This window comes from Flavobacterium sp. AED, from assembly GCF_000812945.1.
Classification (GTDB): domain Bacteria; phylum Bacteroidota; class Bacteroidia; order Flavobacteriales; family Flavobacteriaceae; genus Flavobacterium.
In genome coordinates, this window is sequence record NZ_JSYM01000003.1 from 154,280 (window position 1) to 173,883 (window position 19,604).

Genomic DNA, 19,604 nt, shown 5'->3' on the forward strand with positions numbered 1-19,604 from the left:
CATTCATAATAGCCTTAAAACAGAACAGTACAAATTAAAATTAATTCTTTTTTTAATTCCAGCGATTTTTATTAAACTGATTTTTCTTCCAGTACCACATAATTAAAAAGCCAAATAAAGCCCCTCCGACGTGAGCAAAATGGGCAATTCCTCCTCCTCCACCAAAAATAGATTTACCAGAAACTCCTAAATACAAGTCTACTAAAACTAACCCTGGTACAAAATACTTTGCTTTTATTGGCACCGGAATAAACATCAAAGCCAATTCAGCATTAGGAAACATAAAAGCAAAAGCAACAATTACACCATATATAGCTCCAGAAGCTCCAACAACAGTTCCGAAATAAGCACTTACAAAATTTTGAAAACTAGGACTGTTTAAAAGCGGGACAATCTGATCATTCCCTTTTCCATTTAAAACTGCTAAAATTTCCGTTTTAGAAAATCCTTGCTCCATCAAAACATTTAGTCCATCTTGATAGTAATAATAATTGATTCCTGTATGAAGCAATGCTGCACCTAATCCACAGGAAATATAGAAAAAGAGAAACTTTTTACTTCCCCAAATACTTTCTAATGCAGACCCAAAAGAATATAACGCAAACATATTGAAGAAAATATGCATAAATCCACCATGCATAAACATGTGTGAAATAGGCTGCCAAACTTGGAAATTTGGATTTTCAGGGAAATACATGGAAAGCATTTTATAAGCGGGATCCCCTAAAGCAAGTGTCCCGACAAAAAATAAAATATTAATAATGATTAATTGCTTAACCGTTTCTGTTACGTTTCTCATAGTGCAAACTTTTTATCTAAATCTTCCACACGCATCGTGATGAAAGTGGGTTTATGAAATGGGGAAACATTGGGGTCTTTACAAGCAAAAAGCCCGTTTACCAAATTTTCCTGTTCTTTTTCTGTAAGGTGTGTTCCGGTTTTCACCGCTAAACTTTTCGCCATTGATTTGGCAATCGTATCATTTTGGCTAAAACTACTTTCTGGAATTCCATCCTGTAAATCACTTAACAATTGTTCCAAAACTAATGAGACTTCACTCTCTGTCACATTCACGGGTATTCCTGAAATGACGATATGGTCTGTATTATTTTCTTCGAAAACAAATCCGGTGTTCATTAATGAAAGTTGTAATTCAGCGATAAGTTCCATTTCGCTTGACGAAAAAAACAAGTTTAATGGGAATAACAACTGCTGGCTTGATGCCTGATTAACTGTGATATTAACAAGAAATTGTTCGTACAAAACACGTTGATGTGCCCGCTGTTGATCCACAATAACCATTCCTGATTTTATGGAAGAAACAATGTATTTTTTATGAATTTGATAGGTTTTATGAACCGCATGCTCTACTTCTTCATCATTAAATAAAGACGAAGTCACTTCTTCATTTTCGAAAGTGATATGACCAATTTCATCTGTATCTTGTTTTAAGCCTACATACAAACTTTCCCAATTTGCTGTTGGTTCCTGTTTTCTATAATTAGAAAATTGTTTGCTGGGTTTATCTTCAGAGAACGGATTGAAATTTCCATCAACCTGAATCGTTGGAGTAGCACCTTCTAAATCTTTGTAATGATAGGGCGTGTCCAAATTAGAATCCCGATCAAAATCCAAAACTGGAGCCACATTAAATTGTCCCAAACTATGTTTTATTGAGGCTCTTAAAATCGCATATAAAGCGTGTTCATCATCAAACTTAATCTCCGTTTTAGTGGGATGAATATTAATATCAATCGTATTAGGCGGTACTGATAAATATAAAAAATAACTAGGTTGCGCACCATCTTTCAAAATCCCGTCATAAGCAGCCATAACTGCATGATGCAAATAACCACTTTTTATAAAACGGTCATTCACGAAGAAAAACTGTTCTCCACGATTTTTCTTGGCAAATTCTGGTTTGCTTACAAATCCTTGAATCGTCACTATTTCTGTTTCTTCCTGAACTGGCACTAATTTCTCATTGGTTTTACCCGAAAAAATATTGACAATTCTTTGTCGCAAAGTCGAAGGTGGCAAATTAAACATTTCACTACCGTTGTGATAAAATGTAAAATGTATTTTGGGGTGAGCCAAAGCCACTCGTTGAAATTCATCAATAATATGGCGGTATTCAACTGTATCCGATTTCAAGAAATTGCGTCGTGCAGGAATATTAAAGAATAAGTTTTTGACAGCAAATGAAGTGCCTTTTGGCAAAACAGCTACGTCTTGCGATACAAACTTACTGCCTTCAATTATAATGTGCGTCCCAAGTTCTTCTTGATCTTGTTTGGTTTTCATTTCTACATGGGCAATAGCTGCAATAGAAGCCAATGCTTCTCCACGAAACCCTTTGGTATGCAAAGAAAATAAATCTTCGGCTTGACGAATTTTGGATGTGGCATGACGTTCAAAACACAAACGCGCATCGGTTACGCTCATTCCTAAACCATTATCAATCACTTGAACCAATGCCTTCCCTGCATCTTTAATAATTAATTTGATATCCGTTGCTCTGGCATCAACTGCATTTTCAAGCAATTCTTTAACCACCGAAGCTGGTCTTTGAACAACTTCTCCAGCAGCAATTTGATTGGCAACGTGATCAGGAAGTAATTGAATAATACTCGACATTAAAAAATTTAGGTTTAAAGTTTACGTTTTTAGGTTTTCAGAACCAAGAAGTACAAATTTAATGAAATTCTATTGGGAATGGTAGCTTATTTAATCATAAAAAAAACAAAAAAACCTATACTATTCATGAAACAGTATAGGTTTTAATAATTAGTATTTTTATTATTTATTCTTTCAACTCTAAAGGCGAACCTTCTTCAATTTGAATTGCTCCTGCAGACAATAAATGTTGATTATCTATTTGATGTGACAATGAAGCCTGCTGACGAATATACGCCATTTTTATAGCCGCAATAGCCGCTTCTGTACCTTTGTTCCCGTGAATTCCTCCACTTCTATCAATAGATTGTTGCATGGTATTATCAGTCAAAACACAAAAAATAACCGGAATATCAGTTTGTACATTCAAATCTTTAATTCCTTGAGTTACTCCTTCACATACAAAATCAAAATGCTTTGTTTGCCCCTGAATTACACATCCAATAGCAATAACAGCATCAACATTCTGCGTTTGCAACATTTTCTTTGAGCCATATATAAGCTCAAAGCTTCCAGGAACATTCCAGCGAATGATATGCTGAGATGGAACTTGGTTTTCCAAAAGGGCTTCTATAGCTCCTTTATAAAGTCCTTCAGTTATGGAATCATTCCATTCTGAAACAACAATCCCAAAGCGAAAATCTTTCGCGTTTGGGATTGAATTTTTATCGTACTCGGATAAGTTTTTATTTACGGTAGCCATTTGATTTTAGAATTTTGATTATAGAATTTTGATTTGAGATATTAAAGATAGCATTTTGAAAACAAAAATCTTCAATCTTCAATCAGGAATCTTAAATCATTTTTACTATTGTGCCAATCCTATCAAAACGTCAATTGAAGCAGCTTCTGGAGTTGCATCAAAATTTTCTTTTATGTCTGTAAAATATTTCAAAGCATCCGCTTTATTTCCTAATGCCAAAGCAGTTTTTCCGGCTTTCAACAAGAAACGAGGTGTAGTGAAATCATTTTTATTTGTCTCAGCAGCTTTTACATAATTCTCCAAAGCTTCTTTCGGTTGATTTTTTTGAGAATAAGCATCACCTATTGCTCCTTTTGCCAAAGCTCCCAATACAATATCTTCAGATTTGAATTTACCTAAATATTCAATTGCTTCAGTATATTTACCTGTGTTCAAATAAGCAATACCAGCATAATAGTTAGCTAAATTTCCTGCATCTGTTCCAGAATACTCATCAGCAATTTTCAAAAAACCAAATTTACCTTCTGAACCATTCAAAGATAATTTATACAATGAATCACTAGCTACTCCATCAGTCGCTTTTTGAAAATTTTGTTGTGCAACAAACATTTCGTTAGCTGCTTCGTCTTGTTTTGGCGTAGCAATAAATTTTTGATACGCTAAATAACCAACAGTAAATAATGCAACACCTGCAACTAATCCAATAATGACTTTTTGATTTCTGGCAACCCAATCCTCAGTTCTTGAAGCTGTTTCGTCTAATGTTGAAAAAACACCAGCTGTTGTGCTGTCTTTTTCATCAATTACTACCTCTTCAACTCCGTCTTTTACTTCCTTTTCTTTTGGTGCTTTATATCCTCTTTTACTGTAAGTAGCCATTTAATTTTAATTTAGTGAGTCGCAAAAATAAAATTTTTATTCAAATCTAAAAGCCATTTTTATCGATATTTTTCAATAATTTGCACCCACTTTGAAAAACCTGTTCAAAAACATCAAAGTTCTCAATACCAGCAAGCCTTACAGATGTATTTAAAAAAAATTTCATTATTCAATTATAAGAATTTTTCGGAAGCAAATTTCGATTTTGACAACAAAATAAATTGTTTTGTAGGTAAAAATGGTATTGGAAAGACTAATGTGCTCGATGCAATCTACCATTTATCCTATGGAAAAAGCTATTTCAATCCATTAGCCGTTCAGAATATAAAACACGGTGAAGAGTTTTTTGTAATTGATGCTGAATTTGAAAAAAACGAAAGAAACGAGCAAATTCTTTGCAGTTTAAAAAAAGGTCAAAAAAAGATATTAAAACGCAACGGGAAAGCATACGAGAAATTTTCAGATCATATTGGCTTTATTCCTTTGGTTATCATTTCTCCTGCCGACAGGGATTTGATTGTAGAAGGCAGCGAAACCAGAAGAAAATTCATGGATAGCGTAATTTCGCAACTAGATTCCCATTATTTACAGCAACTGATTCAATACCAGAAAGTAATGAGCCAACGTAATGCTTTGTTGAAATATTTCGCGCTGAATCATGTTTTTGAAAACGATACCTTATCTATATATAATGAGCAGCTCAACAGTTTTGGAAATTATATTTTCGAAAAAAGAAAAGAATTTATCGACCAGTTTATTCCTATTTTCAACACACACCATCAAGCCATAACCGGCTCGCAGGAAACCGTTCAACTGGTATATGAAAGTCATTTATTCGAGAAAGATTTACTGACGCTTTTACAAGAGAACATTAATAAAGACAGAGCACTACATTATACAAGTGTGGGAATTCATAAAGATGATTTATCATTTGAAATAGACGAACATCCTATCAAGAAATTTGGGTCTCAAGGACAACAAAAATCTTTTCTAATTGCTTTAAAATTAGCACAATTTGAATTTCTAAAAAAACAAAGTGGCGTAAAACCAATTTTATTATTTGATGATATCTTTGATAAACTAGACGAAAGTCGGGTATCTAAAATTATTGAAATGGTCAACAGCGATACTTTTGGACAGCTCTTTATTTCAGATACACACCCAGAACGCACGGAAACGATTGTAAAATCGACGCATCAGACCTATAAAATTTTTAATTTATAACTTTTATTTAATAACTTTAAAAGTTCAAAAAATGAAAAAATACCTAATTTAGCCTATTTCAATTTAAATCAAATCACAATGAAATTTCATTCTATATTTCTACTAATCTTCTCTTTTGTAGTTTTATCCTGTAATGGACAAACTTCAAAAAACGTAAAAACCATTGAAGCCAAAGCTTTTGCAGAAAAAATAAAGGAGACTCCAAATTCTCAAATTCTCGATGTAAGAACTCCTGAAGAATTTGCATCAGATCATATTGACAATGCCAAAAATGTAAATTGGCTTGGAAATACTTTTGTTACTGACGCAGAAAAACTTGATAAATCAAAACCAGTTTTTGTGTATTGCAAAAGCGGAGGAAGAAGTCAAAAAGCATCTGAAAAATTAAGCGAATTAGGTTTTACAACAATTTACCAATTAGACGGAGGAATTCTAAAATGGGATGCAGCCGGATTATCGAAACCAAGCGATAAAATCATTGGAATGTGCAGTCAGGAATATGCCGAATTATTAAACTCAGATAAAAAAGTACTAATTGATTTTTATGCCGAATGGTGCGCTCCATGTAAAAAAATGACGCCGTACCTTTTGCAAATGCAAAAAGATTTAGCAAATAACGTGACCATCATTCGATTGAATGCAGATGAAAATAAAACATTGATGGCTGAATTGAAAATCAGTGAACTTCCTACCTTATTATTGTATAAAAACGCAGCAGTAAAATGGAAACATTCTGGTTTTATTAGCGAAGACGATTTAAAAAAACAATTACAATAATTTCTATATGCTTTCAAAAGACACACTACAATTTCTGGATGATTTAAAGGCCAACAACAATAGAGATTGGTTTTTGGAAAACAAAAAACGCTACGAAGTGGTTAAGAAAGAGTATCAGCAATTAGTTGCCGATTTACTTGACGTCATGAAGCCAATGGATTCCGCACTGGAAATGCTGGAAGTAAAAAACTGTACTTTTAGAATCAATCGTGACATTCGGTTTTCTAAGGACAAAACTCCTTATAAATCGCATTTGGGTGTTTGGCTTTCTTCCGGAGCTAAAGGCTTAAATCGCTCTGGGTATTATATTCATTTAGAAAAAGGAGCCAGTTTCATTGCCGGTGGATTGTATTGTCCTGAAGCGGAGGATTTGAAAAAAATGCGTAAGGAAATTGCTTATTTTCATGATGATTTAGAAGCAATTCTTGAGGAGAAAAATTTCAAAAAAGAATTTAAAGACTTTGATCGAAACGAAAAAAATACATTAAAAAATCCACCACGAGGGTACGAAAAAGAACATCCTGCTATTGAATTTTTAAAATTAAAAAGCTTCGAATCTTCTCAAAAAATTGATTTTTCAGAAGTGACAAAAAAAGATTTTGTTACTACAATGAGTAAAAAATTAATCACACTAAAACCGCTGAATGACTTTATAAATCGCGCTTTAACTTCTGAGTAATTCTAATTTATACCGATGCAAAAAAAGAAAATACTTTTTCTGGGAGAATCCTATAGAGCAGATGCCATCACTTGGATGAATGGTCTCAAGGAGTTTGGTGATTTTGAAATCATTACTTGGGAATTAAAAAACCCCAGCAACTGTATTTATAACCGAATTTTAAGGATTTTTGAATTTGAATTGGCTTTTTTTAAAATTAGGCAACTAATAAAAATGCATCAGCCAGATATGGTTATTGCAGAAAGAACGACAAGTTACGGATTCTTAGCGGCATTATCTGGTGTAAAATCTATAGCAATTGCTCAACAAGGCAAAACCGATTTATGGCCAGAAAAATCTATTTCATTGCCTTTAAAAAAACTCATTCAACATTATGCTTTCCAGAAAGCCAATTTAATTCATGCCTGGGGTCCTGTGATGACACTTTCTATGATGGAAGCCAAAGTCGATATGAATAAAGTTTTGGTTTTACCAAAGGGAATTGATTTAGAGAAATTCGGCAATACCAACAATGCCAATCCAGGAAAAATTTGCGCTATCGTCACTCGCTCCTTATTGCCGGAATACCGTCACGATATTATTTTAAAATCTTTTGCCATTTTAAACCAAAAAGGAATAGATTTCGTACTTACCATTATAGGAGACGGAACACAACTTTTGGCATTAAAAGAATTAGCAAAAAAATTAAACATTGAAGACAAAGTCAATTTTACCGGAAGAATTCCAAATACTGCATTACCAAAACTGTTACAGCAATCTAATATTTACATTAGTATGCCAATAACTGAAGGAGTTTCAGCCTCTTTATTTGAAGCGATGGCTACTAATTGTTATCCAATTGTAACTGATATTCTAGGAAATCAAAGTTGGATTAAACATAGAGAAAATGGACAATTAGTTACCGTTGATAATTTTGAAATGCTAGCAGAAGAATTAATCTGGGCATTTGAAAACAATAAATATCGAAACGAAGCCGTTTTAAAAAATAGAATATTTGTAGAACAAAATGCAGATTACAATATTAACATGAGAATTATTGCCCAAAAATACCACGAATTAATTAACACAAATAATAGCCCCAACTAACTATGTGTGGAATTAATGGAATCTTGCATTTACAATTACAAAAAAAAGTTGACGAACGCGTTCTTACAAAGATGCGCGATTCGTTGGAACATCGCGGACCTGATGATAAAGGATTGTTTATAGAAAACAATATTGGCTTTGGACACAGAAGACTTTCAATTTTGGACATTTCCTTAGCCGGACACCAACCTTTCCTGTCAGAAGACGGAAGGTATGTGCTGGTTTATAATGGCGAAATCTACAATTTCAAAGAATTTTATCCCGAGTTAAAAAGCAATGGATTTGATATTAGGACCAGTTCAGACACCGAAGTTTTGATGAAATTATTCCAATTACATGGTTTAAAAATGCTCAACCGTCTCAACGGAATGTTTGCATTTGCTATTTGGGATAAAATGGAAAAAAAACTGACTGTTGTTCGTGACAGAATGGGAGTTAAACCGCTATATTATTCTTTTTACAACGAGACTTTTTATTTTGCATCCGAACAAAAAGCACTTTTCACGGCTGGGGTTCCTCTCAAAATGGCACAAGACGGGCTCGAGGAGTATATTTTTAACCGATTTGTTGCCGGTGAAAACACATTGTACCAAAATGTAAAAAAAGTATTGCCTGGGCACATCATGACCATTCATGAAGGAGGAAAAACCACTACCGAAAAATGGTGGAATTTAAAAAAGGAAATTCAAAATCAACCCGAAATAAAAAATCCGGCAGAATGGTTTCGCGAAACTTTTGATGATTCCGTAAAACTGCGAATGGTAAGTGACGTTCCTGTTGGTGTATTATTGAGTGGCGGACTGGATTCTTCTTCCGTTTTAGCTTCCTTACACCACCAAAAATACAAAGATATTGAAACGTTTAATATTGGCTTCAAAGAGAAAGAACATAACGAAGCACATTTGGCTAAAATTTTAGCAAATAAATTCGATTACGGTTTTCACACAATGCAATTAGAAGATAAAAATCTTTTCGATAAATTATTAACTTCTACCTATTTCCAGGACGAACCTATCATGCATTTAAGTGAGCCGCATCTGTTAGCAGTTTCTCAAATGGCTAAACCGTCAGTAAAAGTATTACTATCCGGTGAAGGTGCTGATGAATTTATGGGGGGGTATGTACGTTACAAAGCTTTACAATATCCATCACTATTGAATTCCATTGCCACAATTGGTAATTTAGATGTTTTTACAAAACAACCACGATACGAAAAGTTAACCCGCTATGCACAAATCATTAAAAAATCTGATTTAATCATATATAATGGCTCCAATATTTACCCCAATGATATTGCGGAAACTTTTGGAATTAATACACCTCCTAAAAACGAATACAGGAGACAAATTTACAAAGAAGCAAAGTCTTTATATCCGGACAATTTACGTAGACAAGCACTTTATTTTGACCAGCATACTTATTTATGCTCGCTTCTGGACAGAAATGACCGCTGTACGATGGGTGCATCAATTGAATGTCGGGAACCGTTTTTGGATCCAAGATTAATTGTTGGATTAGGCTCATTGGAAGATAAATGGTTGTTTGCAGGAAAAAAGTGGAAATTCATCTTGAAATCAGCAATGCAAGAACGCTTACCTGATGAAATCCTAAAGTTCAAAAAAATAGGATTGAGTGCTCCTTGGGGAGATTATATCACAAAAAGTCCTGCTTTTAAAGACGAATTAGAATCTTTTTCTAAAAGTGATTTATTTCAAATCCCTTATTTTGAACACATAAACATCCAGAAATTAATTCAAAATTTACAAAAAGGAGACACCAGAATGACGCCTTATATTATGCCTTTGTTTATGATGCATATCTGGATGAAAACGTATGCAACTAAATTTTAATTCTTACTTTTGACCTAGGATTAAACTATTCAAAAAAGCACTTTCTTTTATGGAAATACTACATAATTTCTCTTTAAAAAAATACAATACATTTGGCATTGAAGCCAAAGCAAAACAGTTTGTTGCAGTTCATTCAAGCGAAGAATTAAAAACTATTTTACAAGGAAATAAATCCCATAAAAAATTCATTTTAGGCGGGGGAAGCAATATGCTTTTGACAAAAGATATTGATGCCTTTGTTATTCATATTGATTTGAAAGGCAAGAAAATTATAGAAGAAAATGATGATTTTGTCTGGGTCGAAAGTCAGGCTGGCGAAAACTGGCATGAATTTGTGCTTTGGACCATCGACCAGAATTTTGGCGGTTTAGAAAACATGTCGCTTATACCCGGAAATGTAGGAACCACTCCAGTACAAAATATTGGTGCATACGGCACTGAGATTAAAGACACTTTTATTTCCTGCAAAGCGATGACGATAGAAAATCAGGAAATTAAAACGTTCACAAAAGAGGAATGTCAATTTGGCTACCGAGAAAGCATCTTCAAGAACGAAGCAAAAAACCTATATGTCATTACATCGGTTGTGTTTAAATTGACAAAACGCAATCATAAAATCAATACTTCTTATGGTGATATTACGTCAGAATTAGAAAAAAACAACATTACCAATCCTACCTTAAAAGACGTCAGTAATGCTGTAATTGCGATTCGTCAAAGCAAATTACCAGATCCAAAAGAGTTGGGAAACAGTGGTAGTTTCTTTAAAAATCCAATTTTACTGAAATCAGATTTCGAAAAAATTCATCAGCAGTTTCCTGAAATGAAATATTTTGATATTTCTGAAACCGAAGTAAAAGTTCCTGCAGGCTGGCTTATTGAACAGGCTGGTTTCAAAGGAAAACGTTTTGGTGATGCTGGAATCCATAAAAATCAAGCTTTGGTTTTAGTGAATTATGGCAATGCGACCGGACAGGAAATTTTGAATGTTTCAAAGGATATTCAAACAACTATTTTTAAAACATTTGGGATTCACATTGAAGCCGAAGTAAATGTGATTTAATTTTAGATTTAAAAACTTTAATTCCTTATTGACATGTTCATTCCTGAAATCTACAAAAACGAGAATCAAGAAGAAATTAAAAAATTTCTTCAAGAGAATAGCTTTGGTCTTTTAATCAATCAAACCAATGGAAAATTGTGCGCAACACATATTCCACTAGAACTGGATACTAATAAAGATGGAAATCAAATTTTATGTGGCCACATTTCTAAAGAAAACCCACAATGGAAAGGTTTCACAGATAACGACCAAATTTTAGCTGTTTTCTCCGGACCACATTCTTATATTTCTTCCTCTTGGTACGATCATGAAAATGTGCCAACATGGAACTATATTGCTGTTCATGTTTACGGAAAAATCAAAATTATCGAAGGAGAAGCAGTAATAGAATCCTTAAAAAAGCTGGTTGATAAATACGAACAGAATTCTGAAAACCCAGTTCGTGTAGCAAATTTATCTAAGAAAACAATGATGCAAACCCGAGGGATTGTAGCATTTGAAATTGAAATTACAGAAATCCAAGCCACTAGAAAATTATCGCAAAACCGAGATAATAAAAATTTCCAAAACATTATTTCCGAATTAGAAAAGACAGAAGATGTCCAAGCGATTGCTGTAGCAAATGAAATGAAGAAATGCCCTCGATAAATTATTTCGAAATTCACACATTGTACTTAACAATTCACAATTCTATTCATACCTTTGCACTCGATTTAAAAACTCATTAAACTCAGATGCTTATACTAATTCTTTACTTTTTTATTTTTATAGTTGCTGTTCAAATTTCGTATTATCTGGGTGTTTTTGGTAAGTTTGCTTTCGCCAAAGCACAAAAGATAACGCCAAAAAGAATCCCAATATCAGTAATTGTTTGTGCCAAAAACGAAGAAGAAAATGTTACAAATTTCGTCCCGTTACTTGCTGAACAGAACTATCCTGACTTCGAAATTGTCTTAATTGATGATGCTTCAAGTGATAACACTTTGGCTATTTTAGAAGAATTTGAAAAGCAATATCCAAATGTACGCTTGGTAAAAGTGGAAAACAATGAAGCTTTTTGGGGAAACAAAAAATATGCATTGACTTTAGGAATTAAAGCAGCAAAAAAAGAATATTTATTATTCACTGATGCGGATTGCTACCCAACTTCAAAAGATTGGTTAACAGCAATGAGTTCGCAATTTACCATGCAAAAGACAATTGTTTTGGGTTACGGTAAATATGAAAAAATTCCTAATTCATTTCTGAATAAAATAATTCGCTTTGAAACTTTGCTTACGGCAATTCAATATTTTTCTTGGGCAAAAATAGGACATCCTTATATGGGTGTAGGACGAAATTTAGCCTACAAAAAGGAAACTTTTTTTAATGTAAATGGTTTTATAGAACACATGCAAATTCGTTCCGGAGATGATGATTTGTTTATCAATCAAGCGGCAAATGCAAAAAACACAACTATTGCTTACACACCGGAAAGTTTTACACTCTCTAAACCAAAAACAACATTTAAAGATTGGTTTACCCAAAAAAGAAGACACATAGCTACGGCAAATTATTACAAACCTTTAGATAAATTACAATTAGGAGCTTTTTATTGTTCGCAATTACTATTTATTTTATTGCCTATTATCTTATTATCTTTTCAATTTCAATGGATATTAGTCTTAGGTTTAATTACAGTGCGATATCTGGTTGCATGGATTGTTGTTGGATTTTCTGCAGGAAAATTAAAAGAAAATGACATTAAAGTATGGTTTCCTATAGTGGAGATAGCACTTATATTGACACAAATCAATATCTTTATAACGAATATTTTCTCAAAACCGGTACATTGGAAATAAACAAACAAATAGAAAAAGCAAAACAAGGCGATCAGGTTGCCTTTACTTTTCTATTGGATTATTATTGGAATGAAGTGTATGGTTTTATGCTCAAGCGCACTGAAAATGAAACCAATGCAGAAGACATTACAATCGAAACTTTCTCAAAAGCTTTTGACAAAATAGCGACTTACAACTCTGAATTTCAGTTTAACACCTGGCTTATCGCTATTGCAAAAAATGTACACATCGATTTATTACGAAAAAAGAAATCGAGTCTTTTTGTCGAAATTACTGAGGAAGAAGACCAACAAGCTTACAACATTGCCGACACTACTCCGTCTGCAGAAGATGAATTAATTACGGAACAAAACCTTTCGCAATTACTACAATTCATCAAAGAATTAAAACCACATTACCAAGAGGTCATCCAATTGCGTTATTTTCAGGAAATGAGTTACCAGGAAATTGCCAACAAAATTGACGAACCATTGAGTAATGTGAAAATTAAATTGCTTCGCGCCAAAAAACTTCTTGCGGAAATTATTCAGAATAAAAGGTAACTTTAGGTTTATTCGATAATTTGGTTAATCGTTTAATCGAAACTTAGCCTAAAGGTCAAACGAATAAACGACTAAAAAATTAAACTAAAAAATAACTACACTTTACATACTAAATTTCTTGTTATTTACGTTGTTAAATAAAAAACAACACTTGCTTATGATTTAACTGATACCTAACCTTTAAATCCATAAATTATGTCCAAATTAAGCATTTACGAGACCAGCTGGATTGACCTTGTTTTTCAATACAGAAACAAAGAATATGGAGCGTATCAGTTGCGCCAAGAAAGTACCAAAACTTCAATAATGGCACTTTTTATGGGAATATTACTTTTAACTTCTGCTTTGAGTATTCCTGTAATTCTGAATTATTTTAATCCAGAAAACAAGATAACAATACCTGAACTTACAAATACCTTAGTGAATGTAACTGACATTATTATACCCAATCAGCTTCGGGAAATAGAAAAACCAGTTCTTCCAAAAGTTAAAGCACAAAATACGGAAGCACCAATTCAAAGTGACCAACTAGTGAATCCTATAATCGTGCAGGCACAACTGGCAAATCAAAATATTGCAAAAAATACTGATAATACTACGATTACAAACACGAGTACTGAAGGAACAGCAACTGTTGGTATAAATCCAACTTCTTCCACTGGAACAGGAACGGCAACTGATACTCCTATTGATCCAGGAAATACAATTGTAGCCACTGCAACTCTAGATAAACTTCCGGAATTTCCAGGAGGAATCAACAAATTCTATACTTATGTAGGAAATAATTTTGAAAAACCAGATGTTGACAGTGGTAGCACCATGAAAGTTTATGTGGCTTTTGTAATAGAAAAAGACGGAAGTATGACTGACATTCAAGTAAAAAGAGATCCTGGTTATGGTTTAGGAAAAGAAGCTATCCGAGTATTGAAATCATTGAAGACCAAATGGTCACCGGGAATGATTGGCTCAAAACCGGTTCGAACTGCCTACAATCTTCCTATTACGGTACAAATGAATTAGTTTATAAAACAAAAAAGCAGAACCTAAAAGTTCTGCTTTTTTTATGCAATTAAAAAAATCTTATTTCTTCTTTTTGGTTGTAGTTTTTTTAGTCGTTGTAGTTTTAGCGACAACTGCTTTTTGTTGTACATACGGTTTGTACAATCCATCCGTTTCCGCTCTTTGTTTAGCGGCTTCTGCTCTTTCTTTAGAATCAGGATGTGAACTCATCATTCTGTCCAAAAAAGAAGCTTGAGTTCCTTCGCTCATCTTTGCCAAAATAGAAAAGGCTGAAGAAACCGCATTCACATTATATCCATTTTTTTTCATGAAATTATACGAGAATTCATCGGCTTCTGATTCTTGTTTTCTACTGTGTTTGCTATCAATCATAACACTTCCCAATTTAGCCAATTGGCTATCTGTTACAGCCGCCACTTTATCTGATTGTGAAGCAACTACATCTATTAATGCTTCTTTTTTATACGCCGCTTTCATAGCATCTCGCGAATCATGATTAGCCACATGACCTATTTCATGACCTATAACGGCCAGCAATTCATTATCATCCATAATATCCATCAACCCTGAATAAACACGAACACTTCCATCAGCGGTGGCAAATGCGTTTACTTCATTTAGCTTATAGACTTTATAGTTTAATGTATATCCGTCCCCGCTTGTGTGTTTCCCAAAAACTTTATTAAGACGGATGGTGTAAGGATCTTTTGGTCCTGTAACGATATGTTCCGCATCCATTTTATCAACAGCTGCTTTAGATAAAGCTGCTGCATCAGCGTCGCTAAAAGTGAATCCTGCAACCCCTTTTTGAACCGCACCTAGCGCTTTTTCTCCAAAATTAATTTGTGCATTGGCTTTTGAAATACCAAAAACTACCAATAATACCCCTAATAGTATTGATTTATTTTTCATTTATTTTTGATTTTGAATTTCAAATATAATATTTTTTGAATAACTGGTTTAATGGCATACAACAAAAGTCAATCTTTCTTTAGAACGAATGTTGTCACCGACGCATTCTAGCCCATATAGCAGTGGAAATTGCTCCTGAAAATTATTGAAATTTGCACTCTTAAATCGTAATTCTAAAATCTTATTTCTTAAATCAACTTTCCTTATCTTTGTACTTTGAAAATTGATATATGGAAACTGTTTTAGAAAATACTTTACCTATAGGAAAACCGAAATGGTTGAAGGTAAAACTCCCAATTGGCCAAAAATATACAGAGCTTCGCGGCTTAGTAGATAAATATAGTTTGAACACGATTTGTACTTCCGGAAGTTGTCCAAATATGGGCGAATGTTGGGGTGAAGGTACGGCTACATTCATGATTTTAGGAAATGTATGTACGCGTTCTTGTGGTTTTTGTGGTGTAAAAACCGGGAGACCAGAAACTGTGGATTGGGATGAGCCAGAAAAAGTGGCGCGTTCTATCAAAATAATGAACATCAAACATGCCGTAATTACCAGCGTTGACAGAGATGATTTGAAAGATGGCGGTTCCATTATTTGGATTGAAACCGTAAAAGCCATTCGCAGAATGAACCCAAATACGACACTGGAAACATTGATTCCTGATTTTCAAGGTATCGAAAGAAATATTGACCGTATCGTGGAAGCTAATCCTGAAGTAGTATCGCATAATGTAGAAACCGTTCGCAGGCTCACTCGTGAAGTACGTATTCAAGCTAAATATGACCGAAGTCTGGAAGTATTGCGTTACTTGAAAGAAAAAGGAATTAATAGAACGAAGTCAGGAATCATGCTGGGTCTTGGTGAAAAAGAAGAAGAAGTTTTTCAAACGATGCGCGATTTACGCGAAGCAAATGTTGATATTGTAACGATAGGCCAATACTTGCAACCAAGTAAAAAACACTTGCCGGTAAAGGAATTCATAACACCGGATCAGTTTGCAATATATGAAAAATTTGGCTTGGAATTAGGATTTCGTCATGTAGAAAGCGGGCCATTAGTTCGTTCTTCTTATAAAGCACAAAAACATATTTTATAAAAAGTTTATTTGTTTAATCGGTTAATCGGTTAACTAAATAAACGAATAAACGAATCCATTTGAAAACAAGAATTGCCATTAATGGTTTTGGAAGAATTGGTCGAAATTTATTTCGCTTACTTTTAAACCATCCTACCATTGAAGTCGTTGCCATAAATGATATTGCTGATAAAAAAACCATGGCGCATTTAGTGAAATACGATAGTATTCATGGAGTTTTACCATTTACAGTAAGTCCTGATGAAAAAGGTTTTTCTATAGATGGAAAACATTTTTTGTTCTTTCACGAAAAAAGTATTTCCAACTTAGATTGGAAAAGTTTAGACATCGATTACGTAATTGAGTCGACTGGAAAATACCACACTTTTGAAGAAATAAATGCTCATGTTTTGGCTGGTGCCAAGAAAGTAATTCTTTCTGCGCCTTCAGAAGTAGACACAATAAAAACAGTTGTTCTGGGTGTAAACGAGAATATTCTTGATGGCACTGAAACTATTATATCTAACGCCAGCTGCACAACGAATAATGCGGCGCCAATGATGAAAATCATTGATGAGCTTTGCGGCATTGAGCAAGCCTATATTACTACTATTCACTCGTATACTACAGATCAAAGTTTACATGATCAACCACATAAGGATTTACGCAGAGCACGAGGAGCAAGTCAATCCATAGTTCCTACAACTACTGGTGCAGCTAAGGCATTGACAAAAATTTTTACTAAATTGCAAGGAAAAATTGGTGGATGCGGTATTAGAGTCCCAGTTCCCGATGGTTCCTTGACGGATATTACATTCAATGTAAAACGAGCAGTTACCATAAACGAAATAAATGCTGCTTTCAAAACCGCAGCACAAACTAACTTAAAAGGGATTCTCGATTATACTGAAGATCCAATTGTTTCTGTAGATATTATTGGAAATAGAAACTCTTGTCTTTTTGATGCCCAACTCACCTCAGTAATAGATAAAATGGTGAAAGTAGTAGGTTGGTATGACAATGAAATAGGGTATTCGTCTAGAATTATTGATTTAATTCTTTTGGTAGAAAGCAAGAAAAATTAACAATAAAAATTTAGTTATAAATGAAATACCTTTTCATTTTTATCTTTTTTTTAAATTCGGTTCTGTATTCTCAAATCAATGAGAAAACAGATAGCATTTCATATTACAGTAATTTAAGTAAATCCAATATCTTAAATAATAAATACAAGAATGCCCTTTTATACACACAAAAAGCAATAAATTATACTAAGGAAATTAGCGATGTCCAAGCTCAGGCGAATCAAACGTATAACTTAGGTAAAATTTATTTTGATTTAAAAAAGTATAGTGATGCTATTGAAACTTTTCATAAAAGCATCGCATTATATAAAAATTTAAAACCAACGGTCACATACGCCTATTCTTATTATTATCTAGGAATATGCTATGTAGCAAAATTAAATTTTGCTGATGCCAAAATTTGTTTCGACGAAACGCAATCACTATTTAATAATTTAAAAGTTACCGATACTGCCGAAATACTAACACTTCAAAGAGGAATAATCAGTAAATCGATAGGAAATTCAGAAGAAGCATCGACAATTTTTAAAACCATTATTGCAAAACCAGACAGTCCTGCAATATTAAATACTAAAGCAGAAGCCTTATATCAAATTGGGACTATTGAAGCTACAAAAGACAGATACAACTTGGCTTTAAATTATCTGAATAAAGCATTAGAACTAAATGAAAAGAATGAAAATTTAGAGCAAAAATCAAATATTCTACTGGCATTAAGTTCAGTATATGAAAAAATGTTGGATAAAAACAATGCCTATTCCTATTTGAAACAGCATCTTAATCTAAAAGAAAGTATTTCAATTTTAAATAATGAAAGACTTGGAATTGATGATTATGATAAATTTAAAGAATCCGAACGTTTAAAAGAATTAGCACAAGTTAACCAAGAAAATAAACAGCAGGAAAAAGCAAATAAATTTTCTAAATTAATTAGTATCCTCGCAATAGCTTTAATATCAATACTATCGTTATTAAGTTTGTCTTTGTATAAAAACAACATCATTAGAACGCAGTCCAATCAAATGTTAAAAGAAAAAAATAAAGAATTGGAAATCGCTAAAGAGAAAGCAGAAAGAGCTTCTAATGCAAGATCTGAATTTTTATCGACTGTAAGCCATGAACTTCGAACACCGCTGAACGCTATAAATGGAATCGCTCATTTATTATTAGAAGAAAAGCCTAAAAAATCCCAAATGAACTATTTGTCTTCCTTAAAATTTTCTGGAGATTATCTGACAAAGTTTATAAATGAAATTCTGGAAATTAATAAAATTGATTCCAATAAGCTTGAAATAGAATATATAAACTTTAACCTTAAACGATTATTAGAAGACATCCAGAACTCTTTAAAAGAATTAGCTTGTGTGAACAACAACAAGTTTAACCTCGAAATTGACTCTTCAATTCCTGATTATTTGATTGGTGATCCTACAAAATTATCCCAGATAATGATGAATCTGATTAACAATGCACTTAAATTTACAAAAAACGGTGATGTTAGTGTAATTGCAAAACTTCATTCTTTGGAAGATAAAAATGCAACTTTATATTTTGAAGTAATTGATACAGGAATTGGAATTCCGGCAGACAAATTACAAAGTGTTTTTGATAGTTTTTCACAAGGTTCAATAGAAATCAATCGCAAATATGGTGGAACTGGTTTAGGTTTAACAATTGTAAAAAAAATAATTAAAATTCTGGGCGGAAGAATAAATTTAAATAGTGTAGAAGGAAAAGGCTCTTCTTTTTCATTCGAACTACAATTTAAACTAGGCTCGCAAGTAGTAAATATTGAAGAAAAACCAAAAACTTATGATGATTCTTCCTTAAAAAACAAAAAAATACTTTTAGTGGAAGACAATAAAATTAATCAAATGATTACCGAAAAAATGCTTCACAATAAAGGAATATTTTGCAAAATAATTGACAATGGTGAAGATGCTATAGAAATAGTAAAAAACAATAAATTTGATTTGATTCTTATGGATGTCCATTTACCAGGAATCAATGGAACTATTGCTACAGAAGAAATTAGAAAATTTGATACTAAAACACCTATCATTGCACTCACCGCTATCTCATTAGACGAAAATCGAGAGATGCTTTTATCCTTTGGCATGAATGATGTTGTTACCAAACCATTCATTCCAGAAGAATTCTATGCAGTAATTGCTAAAAATGTTTAGCA

The 19,604-nt window shown here is 33.2% G+C and carries 18 protein-coding genes; 13 read left to right on the forward strand and 5 right to left on the reverse strand.

The window, feature by feature from the left end; genetic code table 11:
- Nucleotides 1–52: 52 nt before the first annotated feature.
- From OA85_RS12235 to OA85_RS12250, 4 genes are all read right to left on the reverse strand, one after another.
- A complete protein-coding gene (locus tag OA85_RS12235; protein WP_039110065.1) occupies nucleotides 53–799 on the reverse strand; it encodes a rhomboid family intramembrane serine protease in 747 nt (248 codons plus the stop codon).
- Nucleotides 796–2,637 (reverse strand): DNA mismatch repair endonuclease MutL, encoded by a 1,842-nt coding sequence (gene mutL / locus OA85_RS12240; RefSeq protein ID WP_039110066.1) that lies wholly within the window; start codon nucleotides 2,635–2,637, stop codon nucleotides 796–798. The genes OA85_RS12235 and mutL overlap by 4 nt, the downstream gene beginning before the upstream one ends.
- Nucleotides 2,638–2,803: 166 nt before the next feature.
- Nucleotides 2,804–3,379 (reverse strand): 6,7-dimethyl-8-ribityllumazine synthase, encoded by a 576-nt coding sequence (gene ribH, locus OA85_RS12245; RefSeq protein WP_039110067.1) that lies wholly within the window; start codon nucleotides 3,377–3,379, stop codon nucleotides 2,804–2,806.
- A 105-nt stretch (nucleotides 3,380–3,484) separates the two neighbouring features.
- Nucleotides 3,485–4,258 carry a tetratricopeptide repeat protein gene (locus OA85_RS12250; protein WP_039110068.1) on the reverse strand — a complete coding sequence of 258 codons (774 nt, stop codon included), beginning with the start codon at nucleotides 4,256–4,258 and terminating at the stop codon, nucleotides 3,485–3,487.
- 144 nt (nucleotides 4,259–4,402) lie between these two features.
- Here OA85_RS12250 and OA85_RS12255 point away from each other — a divergent pair, with 144 nt between their 5' ends.
- The 10 genes from OA85_RS12255 (at nucleotide 4,403) to OA85_RS12300 (ending at nucleotide 14,340) form a co-directional block, all read left to right on the forward strand.
- Complete coding sequence (locus tag OA85_RS12255) at nucleotides 4,403–5,482, forward strand: DNA replication/repair protein RecF (protein WP_039110069.1); 1,080 nt, start codon at nucleotides 4,403–4,405, stop codon at nucleotides 5,480–5,482.
- Nucleotides 5,483–5,560: 78 nt separating this feature from the next.
- Nucleotides 5,561–6,259 carry a thioredoxin domain-containing protein gene (locus OA85_RS12260; RefSeq protein ID WP_039110070.1) on the forward strand — a complete coding sequence of 233 codons (699 nt, stop codon included), beginning with the start codon at nucleotides 5,561–5,563 and terminating at the stop codon, nucleotides 6,257–6,259.
- Nucleotides 6,260–6,266: 7 nt separating this feature from the next.
- Nucleotides 6,267–6,938, forward strand: coding sequence for a DUF2461 domain-containing protein (locus OA85_RS12265; protein ID WP_039110071.1), 672 nt, complete (start codon nucleotides 6,267–6,269; stop codon nucleotides 6,936–6,938).
- A 15-nt stretch (nucleotides 6,939–6,953) separates the two neighbouring features.
- Nucleotides 6,954–8,024 carry a glycosyltransferase gene (locus OA85_RS12270; protein ID WP_039110072.1) on the forward strand — a complete coding sequence of 357 codons (1,071 nt, stop codon included), beginning with the start codon at nucleotides 6,954–6,956 and terminating at the stop codon, nucleotides 8,022–8,024.
- Between the two features lie 2 nt (nucleotides 8,025–8,026).
- Nucleotides 8,027–9,874 carry an asparagine synthase (glutamine-hydrolyzing) gene (gene asnB / locus OA85_RS12275; protein WP_039110073.1) on the forward strand — a complete coding sequence of 616 codons (1,848 nt, stop codon included), beginning with the start codon at nucleotides 8,027–8,029 and terminating at the stop codon, nucleotides 9,872–9,874.
- A 49-nt stretch (nucleotides 9,875–9,923) separates the two neighbouring features.
- The gene (gene murB / locus OA85_RS12280; RefSeq protein ID WP_039110074.1) at nucleotides 9,924–10,937 is read left to right on the forward strand and encodes a UDP-N-acetylmuramate dehydrogenase; all 1,014 of its coding nucleotides are present in this window, start codon (nucleotides 9,924–9,926) and stop codon (nucleotides 10,935–10,937) included.
- Between the two features lie 33 nt (nucleotides 10,938–10,970).
- Nucleotides 10,971–11,585, forward strand: coding sequence for an FMN-binding negative transcriptional regulator (locus OA85_RS12285; RefSeq protein WP_039110075.1), 615 nt, complete (start codon nucleotides 10,971–10,973; stop codon nucleotides 11,583–11,585).
- An 86-nt stretch (nucleotides 11,586–11,671) separates the two neighbouring features.
- Nucleotides 11,672–12,778 carry a glycosyltransferase gene (locus OA85_RS12290; protein WP_039110077.1) on the forward strand — a complete coding sequence of 369 codons (1,107 nt, stop codon included), beginning with the start codon at nucleotides 11,672–11,674 and terminating at the stop codon, nucleotides 12,776–12,778.
- The gene (locus OA85_RS12295; protein WP_039110079.1) at nucleotides 12,769–13,320 is read left to right on the forward strand and encodes an RNA polymerase sigma factor; all 552 of its coding nucleotides are present in this window, start codon (nucleotides 12,769–12,771) and stop codon (nucleotides 13,318–13,320) included. Before OA85_RS12290 ends, OA85_RS12295 begins: the two co-directional genes overlap by 10 nt.
- A gap of 195 nt (nucleotides 13,321–13,515) precedes the next feature.
- On the forward strand, nucleotides 13,516–14,340 hold the full coding sequence (locus OA85_RS12300) for an energy transducer TonB (protein ID WP_039110080.1): 825 nt from the start codon (nucleotides 13,516–13,518) through the stop codon (nucleotides 14,338–14,340).
- Between the two features lie 60 nt (nucleotides 14,341–14,400).
- Here the strand turns inward: OA85_RS12300 and OA85_RS12305 are convergent, their stop codons facing one another.
- Nucleotides 14,401–15,252: a M48 family metalloprotease gene (locus OA85_RS12305; RefSeq protein WP_039110081.1), complete on the reverse strand. Its 852-nt coding sequence runs from the start codon at nucleotides 15,250–15,252 to the stop codon at nucleotides 14,401–14,403.
- Nucleotides 15,253–15,482: 230 nt separating this feature from the next.
- On the opposite strand from OA85_RS12305, the gene lipA reads away from it, so the two are divergent.
- The 3 genes from lipA to OA85_RS12320 are packed head-to-tail and all read left to right on the forward strand — an operon-like array spanning nucleotide 15,483 to nucleotide 19,602.
- Nucleotides 15,483–16,352 carry a lipoyl synthase gene (lipA, locus tag OA85_RS12310; RefSeq protein WP_039110082.1) on the forward strand — a complete coding sequence of 290 codons (870 nt, stop codon included), beginning with the start codon at nucleotides 15,483–15,485 and terminating at the stop codon, nucleotides 16,350–16,352.
- Between the two features lie 59 nt (nucleotides 16,353–16,411).
- Nucleotides 16,412–17,416: a type I glyceraldehyde-3-phosphate dehydrogenase gene (gap, locus tag OA85_RS12315; RefSeq protein WP_039110084.1), complete on the forward strand. Its 1,005-nt coding sequence runs from the start codon at nucleotides 16,412–16,414 to the stop codon at nucleotides 17,414–17,416.
- A 20-nt stretch (nucleotides 17,417–17,436) separates the two neighbouring features.
- Nucleotides 17,437–19,602 carry an ATP-binding protein gene (locus OA85_RS12320; protein ID WP_039110085.1) on the forward strand — a complete coding sequence of 722 codons (2,166 nt, stop codon included), beginning with the start codon at nucleotides 17,437–17,439 and terminating at the stop codon, nucleotides 19,600–19,602.
- The last annotated feature ends 2 nt before the right edge of the window (nucleotides 19,603–19,604 follow it).

Bases quoted from the DNA above. Each gene is read 5' to 3' on its own strand.
- OA85_RS12290 (WP_039110077.1), top strand. From the start codon at position 11,672: ATGCTTATACTAATTCTTTACTTTTTTATTTTTATAGTTGCTGTTCAA.
- OA85_RS12255 (WP_039110069.1), top strand. From the start codon at position 4,403: ATGTATTTAAAAAAAATTTCATTATTCAATTATAAGAATTTTTCGGAA.
- OA85_RS12270 (WP_039110072.1), top strand. From the start codon at position 6,954: ATGCAAAAAAAGAAAATACTTTTTCTGGGAGAATCCTATAGAGCAGAT.
- mutL (WP_039110066.1), bottom strand. From the start codon at position 2,637: ATGTCGAGTATTATTCAATTACTTCCTGATCACGTTGCCAATCAAATT.
- OA85_RS12285 (WP_039110075.1), top strand. From the start codon at position 10,971: ATGTTCATTCCTGAAATCTACAAAAACGAGAATCAAGAAGAAATTAAA.
- OA85_RS12305 (WP_039110081.1), bottom strand. From the start codon at position 15,252: ATGAAAAATAAATCAATACTATTAGGGGTATTATTGGTAGTTTTTGGT.
- OA85_RS12265 (WP_039110071.1), top strand. From the start codon at position 6,267: ATGCTTTCAAAAGACACACTACAATTTCTGGATGATTTAAAGGCCAAC.
- OA85_RS12250 (WP_039110068.1), bottom strand. From the start codon at position 4,258: ATGGCTACTTACAGTAAAAGAGGATATAAAGCACCAAAAGAAAAGGAA.
- asnB (WP_039110073.1), top strand. From the start codon at position 8,027: ATGTGTGGAATTAATGGAATCTTGCATTTACAATTACAAAAAAAAGTT.
- OA85_RS12300 (WP_039110080.1), top strand. From the start codon at position 13,516: ATGTCCAAATTAAGCATTTACGAGACCAGCTGGATTGACCTTGTTTTT.
- lipA (WP_039110082.1), top strand. From the start codon at position 15,483: ATGGAAACTGTTTTAGAAAATACTTTACCTATAGGAAAACCGAAATGG.
- OA85_RS12260 (WP_039110070.1), top strand. From the start codon at position 5,561: ATGAAATTTCATTCTATATTTCTACTAATCTTCTCTTTTGTAGTTTTA.
- OA85_RS12320 (WP_039110085.1), top strand. From the start codon at position 17,437: ATGAAATACCTTTTCATTTTTATCTTTTTTTTAAATTCGGTTCTGTAT.
- OA85_RS12235 (WP_039110065.1), bottom strand. From the start codon at position 799: ATGAGAAACGTAACAGAAACGGTTAAGCAATTAATCATTATTAATATT.
- ribH (WP_039110067.1), bottom strand. From the start codon at position 3,379: ATGGCTACCGTAAATAAAAACTTATCCGAGTACGATAAAAATTCAATC.
- murB (WP_039110074.1), top strand. From the start codon at position 9,924: ATGGAAATACTACATAATTTCTCTTTAAAAAAATACAATACATTTGGC.